Consider the following 24,385-nt stretch of genomic DNA (forward strand, 5'->3'; position numbering starts at 1 on the left):
TTTTTTTGGAGATTTCGAGCCTCGGCTCAAGCGCGGCCGGCCTGGAACGAAAAGATCAAAGCGAACGGATCAGGCAAAATTCATATGCAAAGACGGTCAAGCGACGATTGCTTCCTTTACGTCGACGCTCACGTCCAAATCCTGATTGCCGGCGCCCAGAATCACGCCGTCGATCGGCGAAACGTCGGCATAATCGCGGCCGATCGCGATCGCGATATGATCATTGCCGACCGCCATGGCGTTGGTCGGATCAAGGTCGATGAATCCAAATTCCGGTCCGCACCAGACGGAGACCCATGCATGGGTCGAATCGGCTCCTTCCAGCCGCGCCTGGCCTGGCGCCGCATAGGTTCGAAGATAGCCGCTGACATAAGACGCCGCCAGACCGAGGCCGCGTAGCGCGGCGATCATGATATGCGCGAAATCCTGGCAGACTCCGCGGCGGTTGTCGAAGGCCTGCACGATCGGCGTCGCAATATGCGTCGCATCCGGATCATAGGCGAAATCGGCGTGGATGCGTTTCGTCAGTTCAATGGCCCCTTCGAGAATGGGCCGATGGGGCGAAAAGCTTTCGCGCGCATATGCCGTCGCCGCGTCGAAAAGCGGCGCGTGGCGGCTCGCATAGATGTAATGGGCGGGAGACGACGCCTGGAGCGAATTGGCTTCATGGGCCGCGGTCCGCACGATTTCCCATGCCGGCGTCAGGGCCGAAGCTGGCGGCGCCGGCCGCTCCACCGCGACGCGCGCCGCAAGGCCGATGCGCAGCCTGGTGTGGGGTTCGAGGATGCGCGCCTCGCAGACGCGATTTCCGTGAAAGTCGATCCTGTCGTTGATGAATTCGGCCGACGGCGACAGTTCGATCTTGCTGGACAGGACGGTTTGGCCGCGATCGCCGCGCGGCAGCAGACGCATGGCGCAGCGCGCCGAGGCGACGGTCGCGTCATATTTGTATGTCGTGTGATGGGCGATATCGTAAATCACGCGATCCGCGACGGTTGAGAGTTTGCTTCGCCTTCGTCGCCATGCGTGAAATAGCGCTCGGCGATCCTATCGGCGAGCGTCATCAGGCGCTGCTCCCACGCGAGAATGGTCAAAGCGTCCAAGCGGCGCGCATCCTCCGATTCGAGTTCAGCGCGCAGTCTGACCGAGAGTCGCCGGGGCGGCTCCATCACGCCGTCATTTCGCAAAGAAGGCAGCGCCGCGAGATGTTCGTCGATCCGCATCGCCTGGAAAGCGACCGATCGCGGGTTGAACGGGTCGAGTATCGCCATGTCGAGGACGGGCGCGAGCGCCGCGCCGGCAAGATAGCGCGAGCGGTAGGTGATCTGCGAATCGAGAAGATCGAGCAAGGCGTCGAGCGTCTCGACCGTCGCCTGGTCGCCCGCGAGCTGTCGCGCGAAGCGACAGGCCCCGATGGCGCGCTCAAGCCTTCGGCCAAGATCGATAAAGCTCCAGCCGGCGACGCGATTGAAATTTTCGTCGATCAGTCCGGACAAGGCGGCCAGCGTATGCAGCGAGCGCTCGATGATTTCCAGCGTTTCCGGCTCGGTGATGGCGCGCGCCCCGAAGCGCGTCAGGCGCGATTCGATCCGTCCGATCAGCTGCCAGACATCGTTGGACATGCGCTCGCGCACGATCGAGGCGGCGCGTTTGGCGTTGCGCACCACCGACAGCGCCGAACCGTATGCGTCGGCGTCGGCGGCCGCCGCCCAGGCGATCTGCGTCGGATTCATGTCCTGCATGTTCTCCGGCGCCGCGCCCCATGCGATCAGCAATCGCGCGAGCCGTTCGATCGTCTGGCGCCCGTGCAGTTCGATGTGCTGCGGCTGGCCCAAACGCGCCGCGAGAGTCCGCACGATTCGCAATGTCGCTTCGGCGCGCTCGAGGTAGCGGCCCATCCAGAAGAGATTGTCGGCGGCGCGGCTTGGCAGATTGCCGAGGGCGCGCACGATCGGCGGGTCCTCGTCGGACGGCAGCAGCGTCGACCATTTGATCGGACCGCTGGACAACACCCAGACGTCGCTCGATTGCGCGCCGGCGTCCATCGAGACGGCGCGCACATCGGGCTGGTTGGAGACGCGGCAGAAGCCGCCGGGCATGACGACCCACCCCTCCGCGGTTGCGGCGGCGAAGACGCGCAAGACGAAAGGCCTCGGCGACAGTCGGCCGTCGATCCAGGCCGGAGTCGTGGAGAGCCTTGTCGGCGCTTGAGCGACATAGTCGACGCCCCGCTGATTGATGGCCTCGATCAGCCGTGCGCGCTCGGCGCTTGAGAGCGCGCCGCCGAGCGCCTCGCGACATTCGCCAAGACCGGGGAGCCGGTCGGCGAAGGCGCCGCTGATCGCGAATTCGTCCAGCGCGTCGATAATCCGCCTGCGTTCTTTTTCCCGACCGCACCACCAGGTTTCGACATTCGAAAGTTTGAGATTTTCGCCGAGCACGCGTTTCGACAATTCCGGCATGAAGCTCATCAGCGCGCGCGATTCGATGACGCCAGCGCCCGGCATGTTGGCGACGACGACGGCGCCTTTGCGAATGGCGTCGAACATGCCGGCGACGCCGAGCCGCGACGAGGCGTTCTGCTCTAGGGGATCGCACCAGTCGGCGTCGACGCGCCGCCAGATGACGTCGGCGCGCTTCAAGCCGGCGATGGTGCGCACATGCAGCTTGCCGTCGCTCGCCACGAGATCTTCGCCTTCAACCAGCGCAAAACCGAGATAGCGGGCGAGATGCGCCTGTTCGGAATAGGTTTCGCTCCACGGCCCGGGCGTCAGCAGGCAGATGCGCGGATCGACGCGCTGCGCGGCGCGGGAAATGCTCGCGCGAAAGTCCCGAAAGAATGGCGCGAGGCGCTCGACATTCATGTCTCGATAGAGGCTGGGCAGCGCCCGCGATAGGACGAGGCGATTTTCCAGCGCGTAGCCGGCGCCCGACGGCGCCTGGGCGCGATCGCCGAGCACCCGCCAATCGCCGTCAGGCCCTCGCCCGAGGTCGGCGGCGTAAAAGCGAAGCCAGCGGCCGCCCGGCGGCGACACGCCGCACATCGGCCGGATGAAATTCGTGGCGCCGGCGACGGCGGCGGCCGGAAGGACGCCCTCCGCGACGAGCCGCGCGTCGCCGTAGACGTCATGCAGGATTTGCTCGAGAAGTTCGGCCCGCTGCGCGATTCCCGCCGCGATTTCACGCCATTCCGATTCCGGGATTAAGAGCGGCAGACGCCCGAGCGGCCAGCTGCGCTCCTTGGCTTCGCCATGAACCCGGTAGGAAATTCCCATGTCGTCGATGCGGCGGCCGGCGGCGGCGAAGCGCTGCTCCAGGCCGGCGTCGCCGAATGCGGCGAATGAACCGAGAAATTGCCGCCAGTGCGCGCGCGGGAGTCCGTCTCGATCAAACAGCTCGTCAGGCGCGTCGCGCGTCGGCGCGTAGTCGGCGATCCAGGCGGCGACGCGCTGGGCGGCCTCGTCGGCTACGATGACGCGCTCAGCGGACAATGCTCCTCCGAAGGTCCAGAGTCAGCGGAAATTCCTGGCCCGGCTCTTCGCGCGGGGGATCGACAGGGCCGGGCGTATGTCCATGATCCTCAAATCGCGCCAGCCGCCGCGCTTCCGCTTCGTTACTGTTGACGGGGAAGGAGTCGTAATTGCGGCCTCCGGGATGGGTCGCGTGATAGACGCAGCCGCCGAGCGACCGCTTGCTCCAGCTGTCGATCACGTCGAAGGTGAGAGGAGCCTGGACCGGCAGCGTCGGATGCAGGCCGGAGTGCGGCTGCCAGGCCTTGAAGCGCACGCCCGCCACCGCCTCGCCGGGGACGCCGATGCCGGTCATCGGCACGCGGCGCCCGTTGCAGGCGATGACGTGGCGGCCGGGAACGAGGCCCGTCGCCTTGACCTGCAGGCGTTCGAGCGAAGAATCGACATAGCGCACTGTGCCGCCATTGCCGCCTTCTTCGCCCATCACATGCCAGGGTTCGAGCGCGCCGCGAATTTCGAGATGGACGCCGCCATGTTCGACGCTGCCCGCCAGCGGGAAGCGAAATTCGCGCTGCGCCTCGAACCATTCCGACTCGAACGGGTAACCGGCGCGGCGCAGATCGTCGAGCACGCCGAGGAAATCCTGCCAGACGAAATGCGGCAGCATGAATTTGTCGTGCAGCGCCGTTCCCCAGCGCACCAGATCGCCGTGCTGTGGCTCGCGCCAGAACCAGGCCACGAGGGCGCGAAGCAATAATTGCTGCGCGAGACTCATCCGGGCGTCGGGCGGCATTTCGAAAGCGCGGAATTCGACGAGGCCGAGGCGCCCGGTCGGTCCGTCGGGCGAATAGAGCTTGTCGATGCAGATTTCGGCGCGATGGGTGTTGCCGGCGACATCGACCAGCAGATTGCGGAACAGTCGATCGACGAGCCATGGCGGCGGCGCGTCGCCGTCGCCGGGCGCCGGCGCCTGAGCGAGCGCGATCTCCAGCTCGTAAAGCGAGTCGTGGCGCGCCTCGTCGACCCGCGGCGACTGACTCGTTGGGCCGATGAACAAGCCCGAGAAAAGATAGGACAGGGCGGGATGGCGCTGCCAATAGAGCACGAGGCTCTTCAAGAGGTCCGGGCGACGCAGGAAGGGCGAGTCGGACGCCGTCTCGCCGCCAAGCACGACATGATTGCCGCCGCCCGAACCGATCTGCCTTCCGTCGATCATGAATTTCGCGGTCGTCAATCGCGCCTGCCGCGCTTCCTCATAAAGCGCGGTCGTCGTCTCGACCGCCTGCCGCCATGAGGCCGCCGGGTGAATATTGACTTCGATGACGCCCGGATCCGGCGTCACCTTGATCACCTCCAGGCGCGGATCATTTGGCGGCGGATAGCCTTCAATATGAGGCGGCAGTCCGGCGACTTTGGCGCTCTCTTCGACCGCCTCAAGCAGTTCGAGATAGTCCTCGAGCGTCGCGACAGGGGGCATGAACACGCATAGATTGCCGTCGCGCGGCTCGATGGTGAAGGCTGTCCGCACCGCGCCCTCGACGATCGACTGTTCGTGCACGTCCTGGCGTGACTGTCCGCCGCCACCCGTCTGACCGCCGTCCTGGATGCGCCAGAAATGTCCGGGCTCCGGCAGCGGTTCGCGCGGGGCGAAGGGGTCTTGTGGATGAATATAGGGATATTCCTCCTCGGACAGTTTGGGCAGCGAGGCCACTGGAAGCCGCAACCCGATCGGCGAGTCGCCGGGCGCCAGGAAGAGTTTTCCGCGCCGCAGCGTCCACTTTTCTGACGTCCAACGTGGCGCGGATTCGGCGCGCGCATTCCAGCGTTGGATCGGCAGGACAAAGCCCGTAGGCTTGCTCAGGCCGCGCTCGAACACCCGCATCATGCGCGAGCGTTCCTCGGCGTCGTCGATCTTTGGATCAGAGGGATCGACATTGATCGGAAGGGCGCCCTCCTTGACCATCCAATGCGTCGGGTCCTCATAAGCCGGCACGGCGTGTTCGGCGCCGACTCCCAGCCGTTCCGCGAGCGCATGCACGAAAACTTCCGCGTCGGCGGCGGTCGCTTCTTTCTTCGCCGCGCCATTGGCGATGATTTGCGGCTGCGACCAGATCGGCTTGCCGTCGCGTCGCCAATAGAGGCCAAAGGCCCAGCGCGGCAGGCTTTCGCCGGGATACCATTTGCCCTGGCCGTAATGCAGAAAGCCGTTCGGCGCGAAACGTTCGCGCAGCCTGTGAATGAGATCGTCGGCGCGTTCGCGCTTGGTCGGGCCGGTCGCCGCCGTGTTCCATTCGGCGGATTCGAAATCATCGATCGAGACGAAGGTCGGCTCGCCGCCCATGGTGAGGCGAACGTCCTGCGCGTTGAGATCGGCGTCGACTTTTTCGCCGAGCGCGTCGAGCCGGCGCCATGCCTCGTCGGAGAAGGGCGCGGTGATGCGCGGCGCCTCATTGATGCGGTCGACGCGCATCTCGAAATTGAAATCGACTCGCGCAGGCTCCACCAAGCCCGACAAGGGCGCCGCGGAGCGATAATGCGGCGCGCCGCAGAGGGGCAGATGGCCTTCGCCGCAGAAGAGTCCCGAAGTGGCGTCGAGACCGATCCAGCCGGCGCCGGGAAGGAAAACTTCTGTCCAGGCGTGCAAATCGGTGAAGTCGTGATCCGTTCCTTTCGGGCCCTCGATCGGATCGATGTCGGCCTTCAGCTGAATGAGATAGCCGGAGACGAAACGCGCGGCGAGACCGAGCTTGCGCAGAATCTGCACAAGCAGCCAGGCGGAGTCGCGGCAAGAGCCCGACCCTAGCGCTAGCGTTTCCTCCGGCGCCTGCACGCCAGGCTCCATCCGGATCACGTAGCGAATGGCGTGATGCAGTCGCGCATTGATGTCGACGAGAAAATTAATGGTGCGCGTCTTTTCCCTTGGCAGGCTTTGGAGGAAGCCCTCAGTCAGCGGGCCGACGTCCTCGGGCTCGAGATAGGCGGCAAGCTCGATCTTCTGCTCGTCCGGATAGACGAAGGGGAAGTCTTCAGCGTAAGGCTCGATGAAGAAATCGAAGGGATTGTAAACCGCGAGTTCCGCCAGCAGGTCGACTTCGATTTTGAATTCATCCGCCTTCTCCGGGAACACGAGACGCGCCAGCCAATTGCCGTGCGGGTCCTGCTGCCAGTTGATGAAATGTCCCGACGGCGCGATCTTGAGCGAGTAGCTGGAGATTTTGGTGCGGCAATGGGGAGCGGGGCGCAGCCGGACGATCTGCGGGCCGAGCGCAACCAGGCGGTCATATTTGTAGTGGGTAATGTGATGAAGGGCGATCTGGATCGACACGTTATTCAGCGTCTCGTTTCAGCGCCGTCATCTTGTGAACTGGCGCGAGGCCAATTTGGAGTTTAGCGGGATGGGGCCGCGAAGTGTCAATCTAAAGAGCCGAGAAACTCGCGGCTTTGTCCGAAATTACGGCAATGAGCCTAGCGCGTGGATAGGTCCTGCGCAAAGAGCCGGCGCCGAAAATAGCCATTCGGGGAGATGAGTTCTCCGCCGATGACCGCTCCCCCCGGAGCTCGGAACTTTCGGTCCGGCGGACAGTTATGGCGCAGTGCGTCTCAGACGGGTCTCCCATGAAAGCCTTTCGCTGTCAGGTCTGCCGCCAGAGCATATTGTTCGAGAACGTCAAATGCGAAAGCTGCGGGCATCTGCTCGGCTATCTGCCGGCGCTCGCGGCGATGACCGCCGTCGAACCCGCCGGCGACGGATGGGTCGCGCTGGCTGACCGGGCCCGCCAATATCGCTTCTGCAAGAATTGGGAGCTGCATGGGTGCAACTGGATGGTCGAGAAGGGCGGCCGGTCGGAATATTGCCTCGCCTGCCGGCACAATCGAACCGTGCCTGACTTGTCAGATGAAAAGCGCCACGCCGCCTGGCAAAAAATCGAGACCGCCAAGCGGCGGCTGTTTTACAGTCTGATCCGTCTGAATCTGCCCGCGCCGGACGCGTCCGAGAATGACGGCGAGCCGCTCATCTTCGATTTTCTTGCGGAGGAGCCCTCACAGGCGCCTGTTCTGACCGGCCATAGCTCCGGTCTGATCACTATCGCCTTGAAGGAAGCCGATGATCCGGCGCGCGAGAAAATGCGCGACGAGATGGGCGAGCCCTACCGCACCTTGCTCGGCCATTTCAGGCATGAGATTGGCCACTATTATTGGGATCGCATCGTGGCGCAGTCCGACAATCTCGGGCCCTTTCGCGCGCTCTTTGGGGACGAGCAAGAAGATTATGCCGCCTCACTGCAGAGGCATTATGAAGAAGGCCCGCCGGCCGACTGGCGGCAGAACCACATCAGCGCCTATGCGTCCTGCCATCCGTGGGAAGATTTCGCGGAAACCTTCGCGCATTATCTCCATATCGTCGATACGCTCGAAACCGGCCGGAGCGCCGGGCTCGTGGTGCGACGCAGCGACGGCACGCCGGCGCGGGTCGATTTCGACCCTTACGCCTATCCCGACATCAATGAGATGATCGACAATTGGCTCGATATTTCATTCGCGTTGAACAACATCAATCGATCGATGGGACAGCCCGACATCTATCCCTTCGTGATCTCGTCGATCGTGAAAGACAAATTGGGCTTCGTCCAAAAGCTGCTCATGGAGCACGCGCGTCCTGCCGTCGGCAGAGCTGTGGCGCCGGGATTGATGTCAGCGGCGCACGCCAGCCGAGATGCCGCGTCGCATGCTACGCCAGCGCCTTGAGCGCGCTCTTGCCGGCATAGATCGCCGAGTCGCCGAGTTCCTCCTCGATGCGGATGAGCTGGTTGTATTTGGCGGTGCGATCCGAGCGCGCCAGCGAGCCGGTCTTGATCTGGCCGCTGTTCGTCGCAACGACGAGATCGGCGATGGTCGAATCTTCGGTCTCGCCGGAGCGGTGCGAAAACACGGTGGTGTAGCCGGCGCGATGGGCGGTCTCGACCGAGGCGAGCGTCTCGGTCAGCGTGCCGATCTGATTGACCTTCACGAGCAGCGAATTGGCGACGCCTTTCTTGATGCCCTCGTTTAGGCGCACGACATTGGTGACGAAAAGATCGTCGCCGACGAGCTGGACCTTGTCGCCGATCGCGTCGGTGAGCTTCTTCCAGCCCTCCCAATCATCCTCGGCCATGCCGTCCTCGATCGAGACGATCGGATAGGCGCCGGCGAGCTTGGCGAGATAGGCGACCTGTTCGTCGATCGAGCGCGTCACGCCTTCGCCTTCATAGACATATTTGCCGTCCTTGAAGAATTCCGTCGCGGCGCAGTCAGAGGCGAGATGAACGTCGACGCCGGGCTTGAAGCCGGCGGTTTCGATCGCCTTCATGACGAAGTCGAGCGCGGCTTCGGCGGAAGGAAGATTGGGGGCGAAGCCGCCTTCGTCGCCGACCGAGGTGCTGAGGCCCGCCTTCTTCAGCGCCGATTTCAGCGTGTGAAAAATCTCGGCGCCCCAGCGGATCGCGTCGCGCACATTCGGCGCGCCGGTCGGCATGATCATGAATTCCTGAAAGTCGATCGGATTGTCGGCGTGCACCCCGCCATTGACGATATTCATCATCGGCGTCGGCAGAACCCGCGCCTGCACGCCGCCGACATAGCGGTAGAGCGGCAGAGCGGTCGCCTCGGCCGCCGCCTTGGCGACGGCGAGCGACACGCCGAGAATGGCGTTGGCGCCGAGCCGCGCCTTGTTGGGCGTGCCGTCGAGCTTGATCATCGCCTCGTCGATGGCGACCTGATCTTCGGCCTCGAAACCGAGCAGCGCCCCGGCGATTTCGTCATTGACGTTGTCGACCGCAGCGAGCACGCCCTTGCCGAGATAGCGCGCCTTGTCGCCATCGCGCTTCTCCACCGCCTCATGCGCGCCGGTCGAAGCGCCGGACGGAACCGCCGCCCGGCCCGAGGAGCCGTCCTCCAGCGTCACCTCGACCTCGACGGTTGGATTCCCGCGGGAATCAAGAATTTCGCGGGCGTGGATGTCGACGATCTCGGTCATTTCAGCCTCTTATGATGCGGCGCGGAGCGGCGCGACTTCTTAGACCTATTGCAGCGTCCCGAAAAGCCTCGGCCGCAAAAAGCTTTTGCCTTGGGGCGCGCGCTTTTGCCGCGACGATGCTGCGCCGCGGCGTCAGCCGGCCCGCCAATCTGATTGACTGGCGAGGGTCTCAACCTATCCTTGAGATCGATCAAAGGAGCGGGCGTCGCCGCCGGGCGCGACGATCCGCCGGGAGGTCGGAATGGCGCGCTTCATCAGGCGAGCGGGTCGGGCCGTCGCCGTCTTCAGTCTTTGTTTCGAGTTTTTCTTTCCGACGCTTGCGCCCGCCCAGACGCCGGAGCATGTCGCCGCCGCCAAGGCGATTTTGGAGAAATCCCCGGTGCTCGCCAATTGCTCGACCGTCGAGAAGGATTTTCTCGGCTGGCCGGCAGCTCTCGTGCAGAGATGCGAATATCAAAGCGACGACATGCCGGGCCTCGCCTATGTGCTTGACGTAAAGCCGGAAACTCTGGCGCGCTGGGTCGAGGCCGGCTGCAGCGCGCTGATGGTCGGCGCAACCCATTGTTTCGATCGGACGCTAAAATGCGCGCTCGGCAGCACCGGCGCCGCCTTCGTGATCGGCGGCGATCTGATCGCGACGCGACAAGGCGCGAAGAAGAACCTCTTCTATCGCAACGGCGTCGCCATTGTCGCGCCGAACAGCGGGGCGCCCGGCGCCGTGCCGATCGCCGAACAGGAGCAGATCGCCCAGATGCCGGAAAAGGATGTGTCCGGAATGCTCGAACGCGGCGGCGTCGCCTTGTGGAACACGATGCCTTATCAATTCGCGGTGAAGGCCATCGATCTCGGGGTGCCGGCCGAGATGAACACGCCGGACAGGCGAGAGAAATGGCTCGAAATCGTGCGCGTCGAAATGCTCAAGGCGCTGGAGAGTCCGGAGAACCGCTTTCTCTCGGGCTGGATGTCGGCGCATCCGATCACGCTGCGCGCCGGGGAATGTCCGGATTCGCGCGACCCGTGAGCGGCGCGCCGCTTGACGGCGCCGCCGCGGCGCCTTTGTTACCCGCATGACCAAGATAAATAAGGGCGCGGCGCTGCTCGGCCGCCAGGCGGCGACGCCGGCGTCGCCGGACGAAGCCGAACTCGACCTCGTGCCTAACCCCCATAAGGACGCGGCCTATCTGGTGCGTTTCACCGCGCCGGAGTTCACCTCGCTCTGCCCGGTGACCGGACAGCCGGATTTCGCGCATATCGTCATCGACTATGTTCCGGCCGACTGGCTCGTCGAGTCGAAATCCTTGAAGCTTTATCTCGGGAGCTACCGCAACCACGGCGCCTTCCACGAAGACTGCACGCTGCGGATCGCGCGCGATCTCGTCGCGGCGCTAAAGCCGCAGTGGTTGCGAATCGGCGGCTATTGGTATCCGCGCGGCGGCATGCCGATCGACGTCTTCTGGCAGACCGGCGCGCCGCCGGAAGACCTGTGGCTTCCCGATCAAGGCGTCGCGCCCTATCGCGGGCGAGGCTAGCCTTCTCGGCTCCATGCGTCGCGCCCTTGTGCGCCCGGCTGAAAATCACCTACCAATGCATCGCTGCGGCCTCTCGACCTAGAGACCGTCCGATCGCGAGGCGAGAGAAGATGAAGCTTCGGACATTTTTCTCGGTCTTCTTCCTGTTGCTCGTCGCCTTGGCGGGCGGGCAATTGGCGCTCGGCTTTCTTCTCGAAAAAGCGCAAAGGGATTTGGAGACGTCGCATATCGAACTGGAATCTCTGACGACCCTTGCCGAGGATTTGATTCTTTCCTCGCAATGGCAAACGCGATTTTCGACAGGTTACATTTCCAACGGCGACATGAAACGACTCGATTGGTACAACGCAATCGAAGACATTCTGAACGGCAAGGCGGTTCGGCCGGAAGATTATAGCTTCGGCTATTGGGACCTTGTGAACGGCGGGATTATTCCGCCGCCCGAAAAGCAAGGCGACGGCGCAATTTCGATCGAAGATCGTTTCTTGAGCCAGAACATTACGGCGCATGAATTAAACCAGCTCAAGGAAGCTCAAACCATCCCCGACAAATTGGTCGCCATCGAACGCGCCGCCATGCACGCCAGCGCTGGCGAATTCGACGACGGCGCCGGAACGTTCTCGCGCAAGGGCAAGCCCGACCGCGCCTTGGCGGCCAAGCTGTTGTTGAGCAATGAATACCAAAAGCTCAATGGCGATCTGGTTCGGCGTCGAACGCATGCCGCAGTCCGAACATGAAGGCCAGGAGGGCGGCGCCCATCAGACCCGGATGATCGGAGAAGGCTGTCCAAGCCCACGCCCAGGCAAGAACGGTCGCCGCGACGATGACGGCATAGGTCGTCGCGGCCTTGGCCTTAACGTTGTCGCTCCGGTCGTCGAATGGATTGAGCGCCATGATCCCGTCCGCCTGAATGGCGGCATTGTAACTGTAATCGCTTACTTATGAAAGTTCATACCGCTACGTAGCGCGAAGCGCGCCAATTCGCCAGGACGACGACGATCGCGCGGCTTCGATTTTGATAGGATGCGGGTCGACGGGAGCAGGGCGGCGACATGCTATCGAAAGAGAATATCGCCGAATGGCGGCGTTGCGCGCCCGCGCTGCGGGAAGCGGAATATTCGGACGGCGAGACGCTCTATTTGCAAGGCGAAGCGCCGGATTTTCTCTATTGCCTGACGCGGGGCGTCGTCCGGCTGTCGCATGTCGCCGAAAGCGGCGCGCAGATCACGCTGGCGATCGTCAAAGCCGGCGACCTCTTCGGCAGCGCTTCGCCGGGAAGAGCGTCGGCGCATGCCGCGAGCGTCATCGGCGACGCGCGCGTTCTGACCTTTGCGCCTTCGGACGTGGAGCGTCTCGTCGCGAACAGCGCGTCGTTTGCAAGCTTTCTCAGCGCCGGCCTCGAGGCGTCGCGGGAACGCGCCGAGCGCAGGCTGATCGACCGCCAGACCAAGACCGTCGCCGCGCGGCTGATCGAGACGCTGGGCGAGCTTGCGCTCGCCTTTGGCGCGCCCTGTCCGCATGGCTATTTGCTCGAGATCAGGCTGACGCAGCAGGACATCGCCGATCTTATCCATGCGAGCCGCCCGGTGGTGACGCGGACCATGAATGAGTTGCGGCGCCGGGGGGCGCTCGATTATCGGCGCGACCTCATTTGCGTCAATCATCTCGCGCTCCAGGCGCTCGCGAAAGAAAATCCTGCCGGTTTGTAACGCAGGAGACAGACGGTCGCCGGCCGCGCGCTTACAAAGGCGCGGCGGCCGATCGGCGCCGCTGGGAGAAATCAAGATGAGATTCATCGCGGCGCGCTGGCACGGCTATCTCGACTACCTGACGGTTTTGATCTTCCTCATTGCGCCGAGCGTCCTTGGTTTCGGGGGGATCGCGGCGCAGCTCTCCTGGCTGCTCGCGGGTGTGCATCTCGCCATGACGCTCATCACGCGATTTCCGCTTGGGCTCATTCAGCGGTTGGCGTTTTCTCTTCACGGCTGGGTCGAGCGGATCGTCGGCCCGGCGCTGATCGCGATCGCCTTTCTTCCCGCGATTTCCGCCGAACGAACCGCCTTCGCCTTTTTCGCCGGCATGGGGCTCGTCATAATCGCCGTCGGCTGGCTGACGGATTATGCTGAGGCGGGTTAGGCTCGCCGGCCTTCACGGCCGCCGCGGCGCGGAGCGCGGGCCGACAGCTCATTGACGTTATAGCTACATGTAGCTACTTTTCTGGCTATGACCACGGTCTCGATCAAGGACGCGAAAAATCGCCTTACCGAACTCGCTCGCCGGGTCGAGAAGGGCGAGACGATTGTCGTGACGCGCAACGGAAAGCCAGCCTTCGATCTAGTCCCGCATCGGCGCAAGACCGGCTTGCGGTTCGAGGCCGTGGACGAATTCAAGAAGCGCCATGGCCTTAAGTCCCTCGTCACTTCCATCGCCGAGGATTTCGACGCGCCCTTGCCGGAAGATTTTCTGCTGCGGCCGTTGCCCGACGACGCATGAGGCTGTTGCTCGATACGCATATTCTTCTCGCTCTGATCGAGAGACGCATCGCCGCTTTAAACGCGGGGATAAGGACGTTGCTGGAAAACCCAGAGATGGAGTTCGTGGCGAGCGTCGCCAGCCTCTGGGAGATCGCAATCAAATGGCGGCTGGGCAAACTCGAACTCGCGTTCGATCTCGACGCGCTTCCGGAACTGCTTGAAACGATGGGCGTCGAACTTATTCCCATCAATGCGCGGCATGCGCTCTCCTCCGTCGAACCAGAGCCGCGCACGCGCGATCCGTTCGATCGTCTGTTGCTTGCGCAATGCAAAATCGAAGCATTGCGACTCGTTACGATCGATCGCGCGCTGGTCGATCATCCGCTGGCAGCGAAGACGGCGTAGGGGATTAGCGTCGCCCCTTCGCCAGCCGATCAAATTCCAGCAGTTCCTCGATCATCGCGCCAAGCGCGCCGAGCGGGATTTGCGTCTCGCTGTCGGAGACGGCGGCGCCCGGATCGGGATGCGTCTCGATGAACAGACCCGCGACGCCGATAGCGACCGCCGCGCGGGCAAGCGTCGCGACGAAGCGCCGCTCGCCGGAAGATGAAGCGCCCGCGCCGCCCGGCTGCTGAACGGCATGGGTCGCGTCGAAAATAACCGGCGCGCCTGTCTCCTTTAAAATCGGCAGCGCCCGCATGTCGGCGACAAGGGCGTTATAGCCGAAGCTCGTTCCGCGCTCGGTGACAATGACGCCGCCATCGCCCTCAGCGCGGGCCTTCTCGACGGCGTGGATCATGTCCCACGGCGCGATAAACTGTCCCTTCTTGATGTTGACCGGGCGGCCCGTCTTCGCCGCGGCGACAATGAGATCGGTCTGGCGGCAGAGAAAGGCGGGAATCTGCAACAGGTCGACGATTTCGGCGACCGGCGCGCATTGCCATGTCTCATGCACGTCGGTCGTCGTCGGCAGGCCGGTCTTATCCTTGATCTTGGCGAAGATCGGCAAAGCCACGTCGAGTCCGACGCCGCGCGGCGCGTCGCCGCTGGTGCGGTTCGCCTTGTCGAAGGACGCCTTGAAGATGATTCCGATGTTGAGACGCTCGCCGAGCCGCGCGAGTTCTTCGGCGGTCGCGAGCGCCATGTCGGTGCCCTCCAGCGCGCAAGGACCGGCGATCAGCGTCAGCGGCCGATCATTGCCGATCTCGACCAGAGCGCGCTGCGAAAAAGTGGGAACCGGTTTTTCGCGTAAAGCGCGCTCTGAACTTTTGGAATCGATCACGTTATCTGCATTTGGGCGATTCCGCCCAAATGCAGCGTGATCTAGGCGTGGGCCGTCTCCGATGATGACGCTTGTCACCCGCGCCTTGTCTCACGTTTTGACGAGCCGCGCGACTTCGGCGCGCAGGACGGGGAGAACCTCGGCTTCGAACCAGGGATGGCGCTTCAGCCAGCCCGTATTGCGCCAGGACGGGTGGGGCAGAGGGAAGATCAGCGGCCTTGCGTCCTGAAACTCGCGCCAGCGCGCCACGATTTCCGAGACGCCCGCGCCTTTCGGCAGCGCATGGCCGAGGCGTGCGAAATGATAGTCCTGCGCATAGCGGCCGATCGCGATGACCGTCTCGATCTGCGGCAGCGCCGCGAATAAGGAATCGTGCCAGCGGGCGCGGCATTCGGGACGCGGCGGCCGGTCGCCGCCGGCGGCGTCATTGCCAGGAAAGCAGAAGCCCATCGGCGTAATCGCGATGCGCGAGACGTCGTAGAAGGTCTCGCGGTCGACGCCCATCCAGTCGCGCAGTCGATTGCCGGAAGGGTCGTTGAAGGGAATCCCGGTCTGGTTGACGAGATTGCCGGGCGCCTGGCTCGCCAAGAGCAGCCGCGCGGTGGACGACACGCGAAACACCGGCCTCGGCTCATGCGGCAGTTTTGCGCCGTCGGGCGTCTCCACGCAAACGCGGCAGGCGCGGATGCGCGCCGCGATCTCTTCAAGTTTTCGGTCGGATTGGCGCCGGCTCATCTAGGGAATGACGCTCGGACGCGCCGCGACTTCCGTCCGCCATCGCGAGAGATGCGGCAAGTCCTGAGGGATTTCGACTCGCCCGAGCTTGGTCAAATCCATCGCGACGATGGCGGTGATGTCGGCGATGGTAAAATCGTCGGAGGCGATGAAGCGCCGCGAAGCGAGTTCCTGGTCGAGAAAGCGCATCATCTGTTGCGCGCGCGGTCGCTGATGCTCGGCGAATTCCGGCCTCTGCGGCGATTCAAGACGCGCCAGCGCCGGATGGCTGTGACGAAAGGCGAGCGCGACCGGAATGAACAGGCGGAACTCGACGCGGCGCTGCCACATCTCGACGAAGGCCTGTTCGCGCGCGCCTCGCCCAAGGAGTGCGGGCTCCGGATAAAGCGATTCGATATAGCGGCAGATGGCGACCGACTCGGTCAGCACGGCGCCGTCGTCTAGAACGAGCGCCGGCGTTTCGGACAGCGCGTTGATCTGCGAATAGGCTTCATTCTTGTGTTCATCCGCCAAGAGGTTGACGTCGTGCGTGGGAATCGCGGCGTTCTTTTCAGCCAGAAAAATCCGGACCCGCCTCGGATTGGGGGCCAGCGGCGTATTATAGAACAGCATGTCGGTCTCGTTCCGGGTTCGGATGTGGGGAATGCGCCGCGCTAATGTGGGGGTCGCCCGATCGTTTCAAAATATGCGCCAGTCGGAGAAGGCTCGCAGTTTTGCCGCCATGATTTAAGTTAGGCGCGATGACCGATGAACTTGTTCTCCAATCCCCCGCCGCCGCCCTCGTGCTCTTTTCCGGCGGGCAGGATTCCACCACCTGCCTCGCCTGGGCGCTGTCGCGCTACGACCGCGTCGAGACGGTCGGATTCGATTACGGCCAGCGCCATCGCGTCGAACTCACCCGCCGGGCGGGGCTGCGCGACGGGCTCGCGCTTCTCTCGCCGCTGTGGGCGGAGCGGCTCGGCGAAGATCGCTTAATTTCGATCGAGGCGCTCGGGGCCATTTCCGAGACGGCGCTGACCCGCGACGCCGAAATTGCCTTCGCCGCCGACGGGCTCCCCAACACTTTCGTTCCCGGACGCAATCTGCTGTTTCTGACCTTCGCCGCGGCGCTCGCCTATCGGCGCGGGATCGCCGATCTCGTCGGCGGCATGTGCGAGACCGACTATTCCGGCTATCCCGACTGCCGCGACCAGACGATCCGCGCCATGGCGCAGGCGCTCGGCCTCGGCATGGACCGCGGCTTCGCCATCCATACGCCGCTGATGTGGATCGACAAGGCGGAGACCTGGCGGCTGGCTGAATCGCTCGGCGGCGAAGAACTGGTGCGGCTCATCGTCGAGGAAACCCACACCTGCTACCTCGGCGAGCGCGGCGAGCGCTTCGACTGGGGCTATGGCTGCGGCGAATGCCCCGCCTGCAAGCTGCGCGCGCATGGCTGGGAGAAATACCGCGCCGGGCAGGCGCGCGCGACCGCCTGAGGCCCTTCTGACCGCCCGACTGTGGCATGTGCGCCACAGACGCCGCTGACCTCGTCACGCCGAACGAAGGCGCATTGACACGCTTCAGGCCGCGCTGGATATGTTATGTTATAACATCCTAGGAATGCGGGCGGCGATGAGGAGAAGCCTTTTTGGCGGCGCGGCGGTTTGCGGCGCGGCGGCGGCCTATGTGGCGGGCGTCGCGAGCGCGGTCGCCCAGCAGGCGTTGCCGCCGATCGAAGTCGGCGCCGTCAGTCCGATCAAACGCAGCAAGACTGTCGCTCCGCCGCAGTCGCCCCAGGCGCCCGGCGGGCGCAGCCGCAGCGCCCCGGGCCCAAGCGGACCCGAGCCGCACGAAACGGCGCCGCCGATGGGCGTCCTCCCGATCGTCGCCGACCAATTCGCGACGGTGACGGTCGTCACCAGCGGCGAGCTGCGGCGCTCGCCGGGGACGACGCTCGGCGACGTGCTCTTCGCCAAGCCCGGCATCACCGGATCGTCCTTCGCGCCGGGCGCGGCGAGCCGGCCGGTGGTGCGTGGCCTCGATAATTACCGGGTGCGCATCCAGGAAAACGGCATCAGCAACAGCGGGGTCTCGGAGCTTGGCGAGGACCATGCGGTACCGGTCGATCCCGCCGCCGCGAGCCAGGTCGAAGTGGTGCGCGGCCCTGCCACGCTGCGCTGGGGGTCGCAGGCGATCGGCGGCGTCGTCAATGTCGAGAACAACCGCATCCCCACGGCCTTGCCCTGCCGTCTGACGTTGGTTCCCAAGGCAGAGACGGAGGGTTGCTCGATCGTCGAATCGCGCGCGGCGGTGGCGACCGTCGACAATGGGTTGGAGAATGCGACTCTGCTCGACGCCGGCCGCGGCAATATCGCCATCCACGTCGATGTGCATGGCAGGCGCGGCAGCGACTATTTCATCCCCGGCTATCCCTATCTTTATCCGCCGGACCCGCCGCCGCTCGTTTTCGGACGCCAGCCCAATTCGTCGATGCGTTCGGCCGGCGGCTCGGCAGGCGCCTCCTATTTCTTCGATGGCGGCTTTGTCGGCTTCGCGGTGACGCAGTTCAATACGCGCTATCACATGCCGGGGATCGAGCCGTCGGAAACCGGTTCGCACATTGAGCTTCGCCAGACGCGGGTCACGACAAAGGGCGAATTCCGTCCGCCGTCCGCCTATATCGAAGCGGTCCGTTTCTGGGCGGGGCTGACCGATTACAAGCATCATGAACTCGCCAATGAAGGCGGCTTTGACGGCGTCCAGCAGACCTTCACCAACAAGGACATAGAGGCGCGGGTCGAAACGCAGTTGCGCCCGGTCGATTTGTCATTTGCGACCCTGACCAGCGCCTTCGGCGTTCAGGGCATGCATCAGATCCTGACCGCGCCCGGCCGCGAGGGCGGCCTCTTCGACCCCAATCGGTCGCGAAGCGTCGCCGGCTATTTGTTCAACGAATTCAGATTGACCGACGCATCGAAAATGCAGCTCGCTGGACGCATTGAACATGCGACGGTTTCCGGCGCATTTCCCGAACTCCTGGTTGATCCGTCGCCGCAAATCGCCCGCGTGCGCAATTTCACGCCAAAGAGCGCCGCCTTCGGCTTTCTGCAGGATTTGCCGGAAGGCGTCGTCGCCAGCCTCACCGCCCAATATGTCGAACGCGCGCCGCGCGCGCCCGAGCTTTTTTCGCGCGGCGTCCATGATGCGACGGCGACTTTCGATATCGGCAATCCCAATCTCGGAATCGAAGGGGCGAAAACGATCGAATTCGGCCTGCGGCGTTCCGCCGGTCCCTTCCGTTTCGAAGCGACGGCCTATGTCACGCGCTTCGACGGCTTCATCTTTCGCAATCTCACCGGCGCGCTCTGCGAAACCGATTTCGCGAGCTGCGCCTTCGACGGCGCGGGCGATCTGCGCCAGGCCTTCTATGCGCAGCGCAATGCGCTGTTTCGCGGCGGCGAGTTTCAAAGCCAGCTCGACGTCGCGCCGCTGGCCGGCGGCGTATTTGGCGTCGAGCATCAGTTTGACGTGGTGCGCGCGACATTTGTGGGCGGCGGCAATGTCCCCCGCATTCCGCCGGTGCGGCTCGGCGGCGGCGCATTCTGGCGCGAGTCGAACTGGTTGCTGCGGATCAATTTTCTTCACGCTTTCGCGCAGCGCAATATCGACCCGACCAATGAAACGCCGACCAAGGGCTATAATCTGCTGCGGGCCGACATCAGCTACCGGATGCTGTTTGAACCGGGCGACCCGCGCGGCCGCGAACTGACGCTGGGACTGGTCGGCGACAATCTGCTCAACCAGGATATCCGCAACAGCGTTTCCTTCAGGAAGGACGAGGTGCTGCTGCCGGGCGCGAATCTGCGGTTCTTCGTCAATGCGCGCTTTTGAGCGGGCGACGGGCAGTCCGGCTTGATCGTCGGGGCGAAATAGGGCATAGGCGGGGCCAACGAAGCGCTGGGCGTATCCCGGCCAGTTCTCCATTGCCGGGGTCAGACCGATGAAAATTCGTAACTCTTTGAAATCGCTGCGTTCGCGCCACCGCGCCAATCAGATCGTGCGCCGCAAGGGCCGCGTCTATGTGATCAACAAGGTGCAGCGCCGCTACAAGGCCCGCCAGGGCTGATTTCTTGCGGCGCTCGGAGGGGGCGCCGCGCTAACCGCCCATCAGCGCCAGCACATGGGCGCTGACGCAGAGGCTGAGGGCGTCGACGTCATAGCCGCCTTCCAGCATCGAGACGATCCGGCCGTCGCAGCGCTTGTCGGCGATCTCCATCAGCCGCTTGGTCGCGTCGCCGAAGTCAACTTCGCGCAGCCGAAGGCCGCCGAGCGGGTCGCGTTCATGGGCGTCGAAGCCGGCTGATATAAGAATTAGGTCGGGCGCGAAATCGCGCAGGCGGGGCAGGATGCGATCGTCGAGCGCCTCGCGAAAGGCGTCGCCGGTCGAACCGGCGAACAGCGGCGCGTTGACGATATTGTCATGGGCGCCCGTCTCATTGCGCCCGCCGGTGCCGGGATAGAAGGGCGCCTGATGGGTGGAGCAGAACAGGGCGGATTCATCGGCCCAGAAAATTTCCTGCGTGCCATTGCCGTGATGCACGTCGAAATCGACGATCGCGACCCGTTCCGCCCCATGCGCCGCCTGGGCGTGGCGGGCCGCCACAGCGACATTGTTGACGAAACAGAAGCCCATCGGATTGTGCGCGCCGGCATGGTGGCCGGGAGGCCGGGCGGCGACGAAGGCGTTATCGGCGCGTCCCGACATCACCTCCTCCACCGCCGCGACGGCCCCGCCGGCGGCGCGCCAGACGGCCTCGATCGTGTCCGGACACATCAGCGTATCGCTGTCGAGCGCCGAATAGCCCTCCCGCGGCGCCGCCTGTTCGAGCGCGGCGAGATAGGATTGCGGGTGAACGCGCTCCAGCGCCGCCAATTCGGCCCTGGGCGCGCTGATTCGCGCCAGAAGCGCGAAACGCGCCTCCTCGAGGCCGCGTTCGATCGCGCGCAGCCGTTCGGGCCGCTCGGGATGGCCGGGTCCCATCTCGTGACGGAGACCGCTCTCATGGGTGACGAAAAGGGTTTTCAACGCTGCGACGCACTCCGCGCGGGCGACGCTATGCTTATCGAAACATTAGTTTTCCGCCTTCCGCGGCTTTCTGTCCATGAAAAAGAAACGGTAAAGCTCAAGCGGCGTCTCGCGCCGCGCCGCGTGGCGCCGGCGCAACAGTGGGGGAATAATTCCGAAGACGTGATCCCAGCGCCAAAGTTCATGATAAGAAAATCGTAACGACAGTTTTGCGGCGGAAAGGAGTGCCCCAAATGAATTTCAAATATGTGACGGCCTCAACCCTTGTCGCCGTCTTGCTTGCCGGCTGCAACGGAGGAACGGCGCTTCCGGATCCAAGGCTCAGCGGCCGCGACGCCGAATTCATGGCGCTCGCCCCGAAGGCCGCGGTGAGTTCGCAATATGAACGCTACCTCGTCGATTACCGGACGAATGAGCCGGTCGGCTCGATCATCGTCGATAACCGCTCGAAATTTCTTTACTATATCATGCCGGGCGGCAAGGCGGTGCGTTACGGCGTCGCCACCGGCCAGGACGCGATGGCGTTCACCGGACGCGCTTATGTCGGCGCGATGCAGGAATGGCCGCGCTGGATTCCGCCAAAGGACATGCTCGAGCGCTGGCCGCATCTTCAGCCGACCGCCGACGCCGGCGGCCTGCCCGGCGGTCCTGACAATCCACTCGGCTCTCGCGCGCTCTATCTCTATCAGAACGGCAGAGACACGCTGTATCGCATTCACGGCACCAATGAGCCGGAGAAGATCGGGCAGGCCGTGTCATCGGGCTGCATCCGCATGCGCGACATCGACGCCATCGATCTGTACCATCGCGTGAAGGTCGGCACGAAAGTAACCGTACTCTAAGCCATTCACCCACTTAAAGAGTTTGGATGACGCCCTCCGCGCCTCGCGAGAGGGCGTCATCCATTTGGATGGTCCGATGCGTTTCGCGGCATCGCCATCGACGAAAAATCCGTAGCGGCGCTCAGCCCTCCAAAAACGAAATTAGTAAACCCCATTTGCGCGTCATGTGCGGCGTCGCACGGCGACGCGCCGTCGCCGCTCCTACAGTCGCGATGCTCGCAGGGAGCGGGAAGAGGGGGAAGACATGATGCGTTCGACGACAAGCATGGGCTGGCTGGGCCTGGTGGTTTGCGTTCTTTTTCTGGAATTTGCCGGCGCCGGCGCTTACCTCGCGTCGTCAGCGAAAGCTAATCCGTCCGACGCTTGTTATGGTTATGCGATTTGCCAATAAATTTTCATTCTTCGCGCACTTCCGTGGAACGCGCGCGCCCATGTTTGCGTTTATTCGACGAAAGGCCGGCGGATCCTATTTCGAAGCTCGCAAGAGCAGAGACGAGGGGCGCCGCCTTTCGAATTTTCAGCGATAGGCGGAATGTGGGGCCCGTCATGCGCAAGTTGGTTTTGTATGTGCTGATGCTGTTCATGTTCGCCGCGGGCGTTGCGAGCGCGACGACGATCTTGTCGCGTCCGTCGGACGGCGGCGACGACTTTTGCTTCGGATACGCCATCTGCGAGTAATGGCGCCCGACGGGTCATCACGTCGAACGTTGTTTACGCATGGGATTTCGCAGCCGGGCATTGCGCAATGGAGCGCGCTTAAAGGCATTTTTGCAACGAGCGCGCTCCAAGCCTGTCAGACCAAGCCTGTCCACATTTGAGCGATCCCGCCAAATGCAGTGCGGTTTTATGCGCAGCTTTGCTCGCCGAAGAGGCCTGTCTTCGCACGCGTGACGTCGACGCATTGTCGACCGCCAGCCCGATGCGAGTGCATGGATCACGAAATCGCGGGACGAAAAGCTCGCCGCGTCGCCGGTCGGCTCAAATGTGAATGGCTCTTTTGGCGACGGCAAGAGCCGCCTCGCGGACCGCCTCGGAGAGAGTCGGATGCGCATGGCAGGTGCGCGCGAGGTCTTCGGCCGAGCCGGAAAATTCTATCAGCACGGCGGCTTCGGCGATCATCTCGCTGGCGACGGCGCCAAGGATATGGACGCCGAGCACTCGGTCGGTCGCAGCGTCGGCGATGATCTTCACGAAACCCTCGGTCGCGCGCATCGCCCGGGCGCGGCCATTGGCGGTGAAGGGAAATTTGCCGATCGCGACATCGAATCCTTTGGACTTGGCTTCTTCCTCGGTCATGCCGACCGACGCGACCTCCGGCATCGTATAGACAACGCTCGGAATGACGCCGTAGTTAACGTGACCAGCCTGTCCGGCAAGGATTTCGGCGACGGCGATTCCTTCATCCTCGGCCTTGTGCGCCAGCATCGGCCCGCGCACCACATCGCCGATGGCGTAAACGCCGGGGATGCTGGTCGCGAAATGGTCGTCGATAACGATACGCCCGCGTTCGACGGCGACGCCGGCTTCTTCCAGTCCGAGTCCCTGCGTGAACGGGATACGGCCGGTGGCGATCAGCACCGCATCGGCCTCGATCCTCTCAGAACTCGCGCCGTCAACCGATGAATAGGAGACGACAGCGCGCTCAGTCCCGCCGCTCGCCTTGCGTTCGACGCCCGTCACTTTGGAGGAGAGACGGAAGGCGAAGCCCTGCTTTTCGAGAATCTTCTGGAAACGGCTGGCGATTTCGAGATCGAAGCCGGGAAGGATGCGGTCGAGATATTCGATCGCCGTCACTTGCGCGCCAAGCCGCCGCCAGACCGAACCGAGTTCGAGCCCGATGACGCCGGCGCCGACGACGACGAGCCGCTTCGGCGGCTCGGCGAGGGCGAGGGCGCCGGTCGATGAGAGGATGAGCTTTTCGTCGATCGCGATGTCCGCCCCGGCGGCGTCGCGCAGCGGCGCGGCGATCGAGCCGGTGGCGAGGACGATGTTCTTCGCTTCAATCGTCTGCACGGCGCCGTCGGCGCCGGCGACCTCGACCTGTCCGGCGCCTTTCAGCTTTCCGACGCCGCGAAACGAGTCGATCTTATGCTTCTTGAACAGGAAGGCGACGCCATTGACGTTGGCGCCGACGGTGTCGTCCTTATGCTTCATCATCGCCGCGAGATCGAGCCGCGGCGGATCGACGATGACGCCGAGCGGCGCCAATCCGTGCCCGGCTTCCTCGAACATATGCGACGCGTGAAGCAGCGCCTTCGAGGGAATGCACCCGACATTGAGGCATGTGCCGCCGAATGTCTTGTCCTTCTCGACGACGGCCGTCTTCAATCCGAGCTGCGCCGCGCGAATCGCGCAAACATATCCGCCCGGACCGGATCCGATCACGATAAGATCGTAAGTCATGTCATCCGCGATTCAAGATTGGCGCCGCTTGCGAGACCGGCTTCCCAGATGAACGCATCTGAGATGAACCTCTGATAAACACTACGGAAAATCAGCCCGCCGCCCAGACGTAGATCAGCGTCGCGGCGATGCCGAGCGCGGTCTGACCGAGTTCGAGCCGACCCCAAAGATCGATGACCTTGCGCGCCTCATGCGCCGCATCGGCGTTGATGAGCGCCAGGATGCGATTGTTGAGCGGCACGATGGCGAGATAGGTATAGGGCCAGCTGGCGATGGCGACGAAGGCGCCAAACAGCCATCTGATGTCGCCGAACTCGCGAAAGGCGATGAAGCCGAAAAGCGCGGCAAGGAACGCCAGACTTGCCAGCACGATGAAGCCGCGGTGGTCGGAGGGCTCCCATTCCTTAATGAGCGCGTCGTCGCTCAGCGCCAGCCGCGCCGGCTGCTCGACGTAATTGACGTAAAGCGACGCGCCGGCGAAAGCGCCAGCCGCCGCGAGCGCGAGCGAACCAATGATCATCTATAGAATCCTCTGACGGCCGGCGAAACTTTCGGCGTTGCTGGCGAAT

Annotated in this window: 25 protein-coding genes; 14 read left to right on the forward strand and 11 right to left on the reverse strand. The window is 63.7% G+C overall.

Going from position 1 to position 24,385, the window contains the following annotated elements; genetic code table 11:
- Nucleotides 1–96: 96 nt before the first annotated feature.
- Genes U1E20_RS00895 through U1E20_RS00905 form a run of 3 tightly spaced genes read right to left on the reverse strand, consistent with a single transcriptional unit; the run spans nucleotide 97 to nucleotide 6,795 of the window.
- On the reverse strand, nucleotides 97–981 hold the full coding sequence (locus U1E20_RS00895) for a transglutaminase N-terminal domain-containing protein (RefSeq protein ID WP_409978700.1): 885 nt from the start codon (nucleotides 979–981) through the stop codon (nucleotides 97–99).
- On the reverse strand, nucleotides 978–3,491 hold the full coding sequence (locus tag U1E20_RS00900) for a circularly permuted type 2 ATP-grasp protein (protein WP_409978701.1): 2,514 nt from the start codon (nucleotides 3,489–3,491) through the stop codon (nucleotides 978–980). Before U1E20_RS00900 ends, U1E20_RS00895 begins: the two co-directional genes overlap by 4 nt.
- Nucleotides 3,481–6,795 carry a DUF2126 domain-containing protein gene (locus U1E20_RS00905; RefSeq protein ID WP_409978702.1) on the reverse strand — a complete coding sequence of 1,105 codons (3,315 nt, stop codon included), beginning with the start codon at nucleotides 6,793–6,795 and terminating at the stop codon, nucleotides 3,481–3,483. The genes U1E20_RS00900 and U1E20_RS00905 overlap by 11 nt, the downstream gene beginning before the upstream one ends.
- Nucleotides 6,796–7,085: 290 nt before the next feature.
- Here U1E20_RS00905 and U1E20_RS00910 point away from each other — a divergent pair, with 290 nt between their 5' ends.
- Nucleotides 7,086–8,216 (forward strand): putative zinc-binding metallopeptidase, encoded by a 1,131-nt coding sequence (locus tag U1E20_RS00910; protein ID WP_409978703.1) that lies wholly within the window; start codon nucleotides 7,086–7,088, stop codon nucleotides 8,214–8,216.
- Here U1E20_RS00910 and eno read toward each other — a convergent pair.
- A complete protein-coding gene (gene eno / locus U1E20_RS00915) occupies nucleotides 8,200–9,483 on the reverse strand; it encodes a phosphopyruvate hydratase (protein ID WP_409978704.1) in 1,284 nt (427 codons plus the stop codon). The genes U1E20_RS00910 and eno overlap by 17 nt on opposite strands.
- Nucleotides 9,484–9,724: 241 nt before the next feature.
- Here eno and U1E20_RS00920 point away from each other — a divergent pair, with 241 nt between their 5' ends.
- From U1E20_RS00920 to U1E20_RS00930, 3 genes are all read left to right on the forward strand, one after another.
- Nucleotides 9,725–10,504 (forward strand): hypothetical protein, encoded by a 780-nt coding sequence (locus tag U1E20_RS00920; protein WP_409978705.1) that lies wholly within the window; start codon nucleotides 9,725–9,727, stop codon nucleotides 10,502–10,504.
- 46 nt (nucleotides 10,505–10,550) lie between these two features.
- Nucleotides 10,551–11,012: a preQ(1) synthase gene (gene queF / locus U1E20_RS00925; RefSeq protein ID WP_409978706.1), complete on the forward strand. Its 462-nt coding sequence runs from the start codon at nucleotides 10,551–10,553 to the stop codon at nucleotides 11,010–11,012.
- Nucleotides 11,013–11,122: 110 nt separating this feature from the next.
- Entirely contained in the window at nucleotides 11,123–11,749 is a 627-nt protein-coding gene (locus tag U1E20_RS00930; RefSeq protein WP_409978707.1) for a hypothetical protein, read from the forward strand.
- On the opposite strand, the gene U1E20_RS00935 is transcribed toward U1E20_RS00930, so the two are convergent.
- Nucleotides 11,700–11,906: a hypothetical protein gene (locus tag U1E20_RS00935; RefSeq protein ID WP_409978708.1), complete on the reverse strand. Its 207-nt coding sequence runs from the start codon at nucleotides 11,904–11,906 to the stop codon at nucleotides 11,700–11,702. The two genes, U1E20_RS00930 and U1E20_RS00935, sit on opposite strands and share 50 nt — an antisense overlap.
- Nucleotides 11,907–12,064: 158 nt before the next feature.
- On the opposite strand from U1E20_RS00935, the gene U1E20_RS00940 reads away from it, so the two are divergent.
- From U1E20_RS00940 to U1E20_RS00955, 4 genes are all read left to right on the forward strand, one after another.
- Nucleotides 12,065–12,721, forward strand: coding sequence for a Crp/Fnr family transcriptional regulator (locus U1E20_RS00940; protein WP_409978709.1), 657 nt, complete (start codon nucleotides 12,065–12,067; stop codon nucleotides 12,719–12,721).
- Between the two features lie 76 nt (nucleotides 12,722–12,797).
- The gene (locus tag U1E20_RS00945) at nucleotides 12,798–13,148 is read left to right on the forward strand and encodes a hypothetical protein (RefSeq protein ID WP_409978710.1); all 351 of its coding nucleotides are present in this window, start codon (nucleotides 12,798–12,800) and stop codon (nucleotides 13,146–13,148) included.
- An 87-nt stretch (nucleotides 13,149–13,235) separates the two neighbouring features.
- Entirely contained in the window at nucleotides 13,236–13,505 is a 270-nt protein-coding gene (locus U1E20_RS00950; protein WP_409978711.1) for a type II toxin-antitoxin system Phd/YefM family antitoxin, read from the forward strand.
- On the forward strand, nucleotides 13,502–13,891 hold the full coding sequence (locus U1E20_RS00955) for a type II toxin-antitoxin system VapC family toxin (protein WP_409978712.1): 390 nt from the start codon (nucleotides 13,502–13,504) through the stop codon (nucleotides 13,889–13,891). Before U1E20_RS00950 ends, U1E20_RS00955 begins: the two co-directional genes overlap by 4 nt.
- 4 nt (nucleotides 13,892–13,895) lie before the next feature.
- Here U1E20_RS00955 and kdsA read toward each other — a convergent pair whose 3' ends face one another.
- From kdsA to U1E20_RS00970, 3 genes are all read right to left on the reverse strand, one after another.
- Nucleotides 13,896–14,699, reverse strand: a complete 804-nt coding sequence (gene kdsA / locus U1E20_RS00960) for a 3-deoxy-8-phosphooctulonate synthase (protein ID WP_409979617.1) — start codon at nucleotides 14,697–14,699, stop codon at nucleotides 13,896–13,898.
- 159 nt (nucleotides 14,700–14,858) lie between these two features.
- Nucleotides 14,859–15,503 carry a uracil-DNA glycosylase family protein gene (locus U1E20_RS00965; protein ID WP_409978713.1) on the reverse strand — a complete coding sequence of 215 codons (645 nt, stop codon included), beginning with the start codon at nucleotides 15,501–15,503 and terminating at the stop codon, nucleotides 14,859–14,861.
- Nucleotides 15,504–16,115, reverse strand: a complete 612-nt coding sequence (locus U1E20_RS00970) for a glutathione S-transferase family protein (protein ID WP_409978714.1) — start codon at nucleotides 16,113–16,115, stop codon at nucleotides 15,504–15,506.
- 128 nt (nucleotides 16,116–16,243) lie between these two features.
- On the opposite strand from U1E20_RS00970, the gene queC reads away from it, so the two are divergent.
- From queC to ykgO, 3 genes are all read left to right on the forward strand, one after another.
- Entirely contained in the window at nucleotides 16,244–16,981 is a 738-nt protein-coding gene (gene queC, locus U1E20_RS00975; protein ID WP_409978715.1) for a 7-cyano-7-deazaguanine synthase QueC, read from the forward strand.
- A gap of 136 nt (nucleotides 16,982–17,117) precedes the next feature.
- A complete protein-coding gene (locus U1E20_RS00980; protein ID WP_409978716.1) occupies nucleotides 17,118–19,376 on the forward strand; it encodes a TonB-dependent receptor in 2,259 nt (752 codons plus the stop codon).
- A gap of 109 nt (nucleotides 19,377–19,485) precedes the next feature.
- Nucleotides 19,486–19,611, forward strand: coding sequence for a type B 50S ribosomal protein L36 (ykgO, locus tag U1E20_RS00985; RefSeq protein ID WP_409978717.1), 126 nt, complete (start codon nucleotides 19,486–19,488; stop codon nucleotides 19,609–19,611).
- Nucleotides 19,612–19,641: 30 nt separating this feature from the next.
- On the opposite strand, the gene U1E20_RS00990 is transcribed toward ykgO, so the two are convergent.
- On the reverse strand, nucleotides 19,642–20,526 hold the full coding sequence (locus tag U1E20_RS00990; RefSeq protein ID WP_409979618.1) for a histone deacetylase family protein: 885 nt from the start codon (nucleotides 20,524–20,526) through the stop codon (nucleotides 19,642–19,644).
- A gap of 21 nt (nucleotides 20,527–20,547) precedes the next feature.
- Here U1E20_RS00990 and U1E20_RS00995 point away from each other — a divergent pair, with 21 nt between their 5' ends.
- The 3 genes from U1E20_RS00995 to U1E20_RS01005 all read left to right on the forward strand — a co-directional run bounded on the left by U1E20_RS00995 (nucleotide 20,548) and on the right by U1E20_RS01005 (nucleotide 22,091).
- Nucleotides 20,548–20,772 carry a hypothetical protein gene (locus U1E20_RS00995; RefSeq protein WP_409978718.1) on the forward strand — a complete coding sequence of 75 codons (225 nt, stop codon included), beginning with the start codon at nucleotides 20,548–20,550 and terminating at the stop codon, nucleotides 20,770–20,772.
- A gap of 32 nt (nucleotides 20,773–20,804) precedes the next feature.
- Entirely contained in the window at nucleotides 20,805–21,413 is a 609-nt protein-coding gene (locus tag U1E20_RS01000) for a L,D-transpeptidase (protein ID WP_409978719.1), read from the forward strand.
- A 546-nt stretch (nucleotides 21,414–21,959) separates the two neighbouring features.
- The gene (locus U1E20_RS01005; RefSeq protein WP_409978720.1) at nucleotides 21,960–22,091 is read left to right on the forward strand and encodes a hypothetical protein; all 132 of its coding nucleotides are present in this window, start codon (nucleotides 21,960–21,962) and stop codon (nucleotides 22,089–22,091) included.
- Nucleotides 22,092–22,391: 300 nt separating this feature from the next.
- On the opposite strand, the gene lpdA is transcribed toward U1E20_RS01005, so the two are convergent.
- Both lpdA and U1E20_RS01015 read right to left on the reverse strand, forming a co-directional pair.
- A complete protein-coding gene (lpdA, locus tag U1E20_RS01010; RefSeq protein WP_409978721.1) occupies nucleotides 22,392–23,816 on the reverse strand; it encodes a dihydrolipoyl dehydrogenase in 1,425 nt (474 codons plus the stop codon).
- A 91-nt stretch (nucleotides 23,817–23,907) separates the two neighbouring features.
- Nucleotides 23,908–24,336 carry a DUF1772 domain-containing protein gene (locus U1E20_RS01015; protein ID WP_409978722.1) on the reverse strand — a complete coding sequence of 143 codons (429 nt, stop codon included), beginning with the start codon at nucleotides 24,334–24,336 and terminating at the stop codon, nucleotides 23,908–23,910.
- Between the last annotated feature and the right edge of the window lie 49 nt (nucleotides 24,337–24,385).

It is taken from the genome of Methylocystis sp., assembly GCF_046349115.1.
GTDB lineage: Bacteria > Pseudomonadota > Alphaproteobacteria > Rhizobiales > Beijerinckiaceae > Methylocystis.

Coding starts and splice junctions, on each gene's coding strand:
- U1E20_RS00910 (WP_409978703.1), top strand. CDS start 7,086: ATGAAAGCCTTTCGCTGTCAGGTCTGCCGCCAGAGCATATTGTTCGAG.
- eno (WP_409978704.1), bottom strand. CDS start 9,483: ATGACCGAGATCGTCGACATCCACGCCCGCGAAATTCTTGATTCCCGC.
- U1E20_RS00920 (WP_409978705.1), top strand. CDS start 9,725: ATGGCGCGCTTCATCAGGCGAGCGGGTCGGGCCGTCGCCGTCTTCAGT.
- queF (WP_409978706.1), top strand. CDS start 10,551: ATGACCAAGATAAATAAGGGCGCGGCGCTGCTCGGCCGCCAGGCGGCG.
- U1E20_RS00930 (WP_409978707.1), top strand. CDS start 11,123: ATGAAGCTTCGGACATTTTTCTCGGTCTTCTTCCTGTTGCTCGTCGCC.
- U1E20_RS00935 (WP_409978708.1), bottom strand. CDS start 11,906: ATGGCGCTCAATCCATTCGACGACCGGAGCGACAACGTTAAGGCCAAG.
- U1E20_RS00940 (WP_409978709.1), top strand. CDS start 12,065: ATGCTATCGAAAGAGAATATCGCCGAATGGCGGCGTTGCGCGCCCGCG.
- U1E20_RS00945 (WP_409978710.1), top strand. CDS start 12,798: ATGAGATTCATCGCGGCGCGCTGGCACGGCTATCTCGACTACCTGACG.
- U1E20_RS00950 (WP_409978711.1), top strand. CDS start 13,236: ATGACCACGGTCTCGATCAAGGACGCGAAAAATCGCCTTACCGAACTC.
- U1E20_RS00955 (WP_409978712.1), top strand. CDS start 13,502: ATGAGGCTGTTGCTCGATACGCATATTCTTCTCGCTCTGATCGAGAGA.
- U1E20_RS00965 (WP_409978713.1), bottom strand. CDS start 15,503: ATGAGCCGGCGCCAATCCGACCGAAAACTTGAAGAGATCGCGGCGCGC.
- U1E20_RS00970 (WP_409978714.1), bottom strand. CDS start 16,115: ATGCTGTTCTATAATACGCCGCTGGCCCCCAATCCGAGGCGGGTCCGG.
- queC (WP_409978715.1), top strand. CDS start 16,244: ATGACCGATGAACTTGTTCTCCAATCCCCCGCCGCCGCCCTCGTGCTC.
- U1E20_RS00980 (WP_409978716.1), top strand. CDS start 17,118: ATGAGGAGAAGCCTTTTTGGCGGCGCGGCGGTTTGCGGCGCGGCGGCG.
- ykgO (WP_409978717.1), top strand. CDS start 19,486: ATGAAAATTCGTAACTCTTTGAAATCGCTGCGTTCGCGCCACCGCGCC.
- U1E20_RS00990 (WP_409979618.1), bottom strand. CDS start 20,526: ATGGGACCCGGCCATCCCGAGCGGCCCGAACGGCTGCGCGCGATCGAA.
- U1E20_RS00995 (WP_409978718.1), top strand. CDS start 20,548: ATGGGTGACGAAAAGGGTTTTCAACGCTGCGACGCACTCCGCGCGGGC.
- U1E20_RS01000 (WP_409978719.1), top strand. CDS start 20,805: ATGAATTTCAAATATGTGACGGCCTCAACCCTTGTCGCCGTCTTGCTT.
- U1E20_RS01005 (WP_409978720.1), top strand. CDS start 21,960: ATGCGCAAGTTGGTTTTGTATGTGCTGATGCTGTTCATGTTCGCCGCG.
- lpdA (WP_409978721.1), bottom strand. CDS start 23,816: ATGACTTACGATCTTATCGTGATCGGATCCGGTCCGGGCGGATATGTT.
- U1E20_RS01015 (WP_409978722.1), bottom strand. CDS start 24,336: ATGATCATTGGTTCGCTCGCGCTCGCGGCGGCTGGCGCTTTCGCCGGC.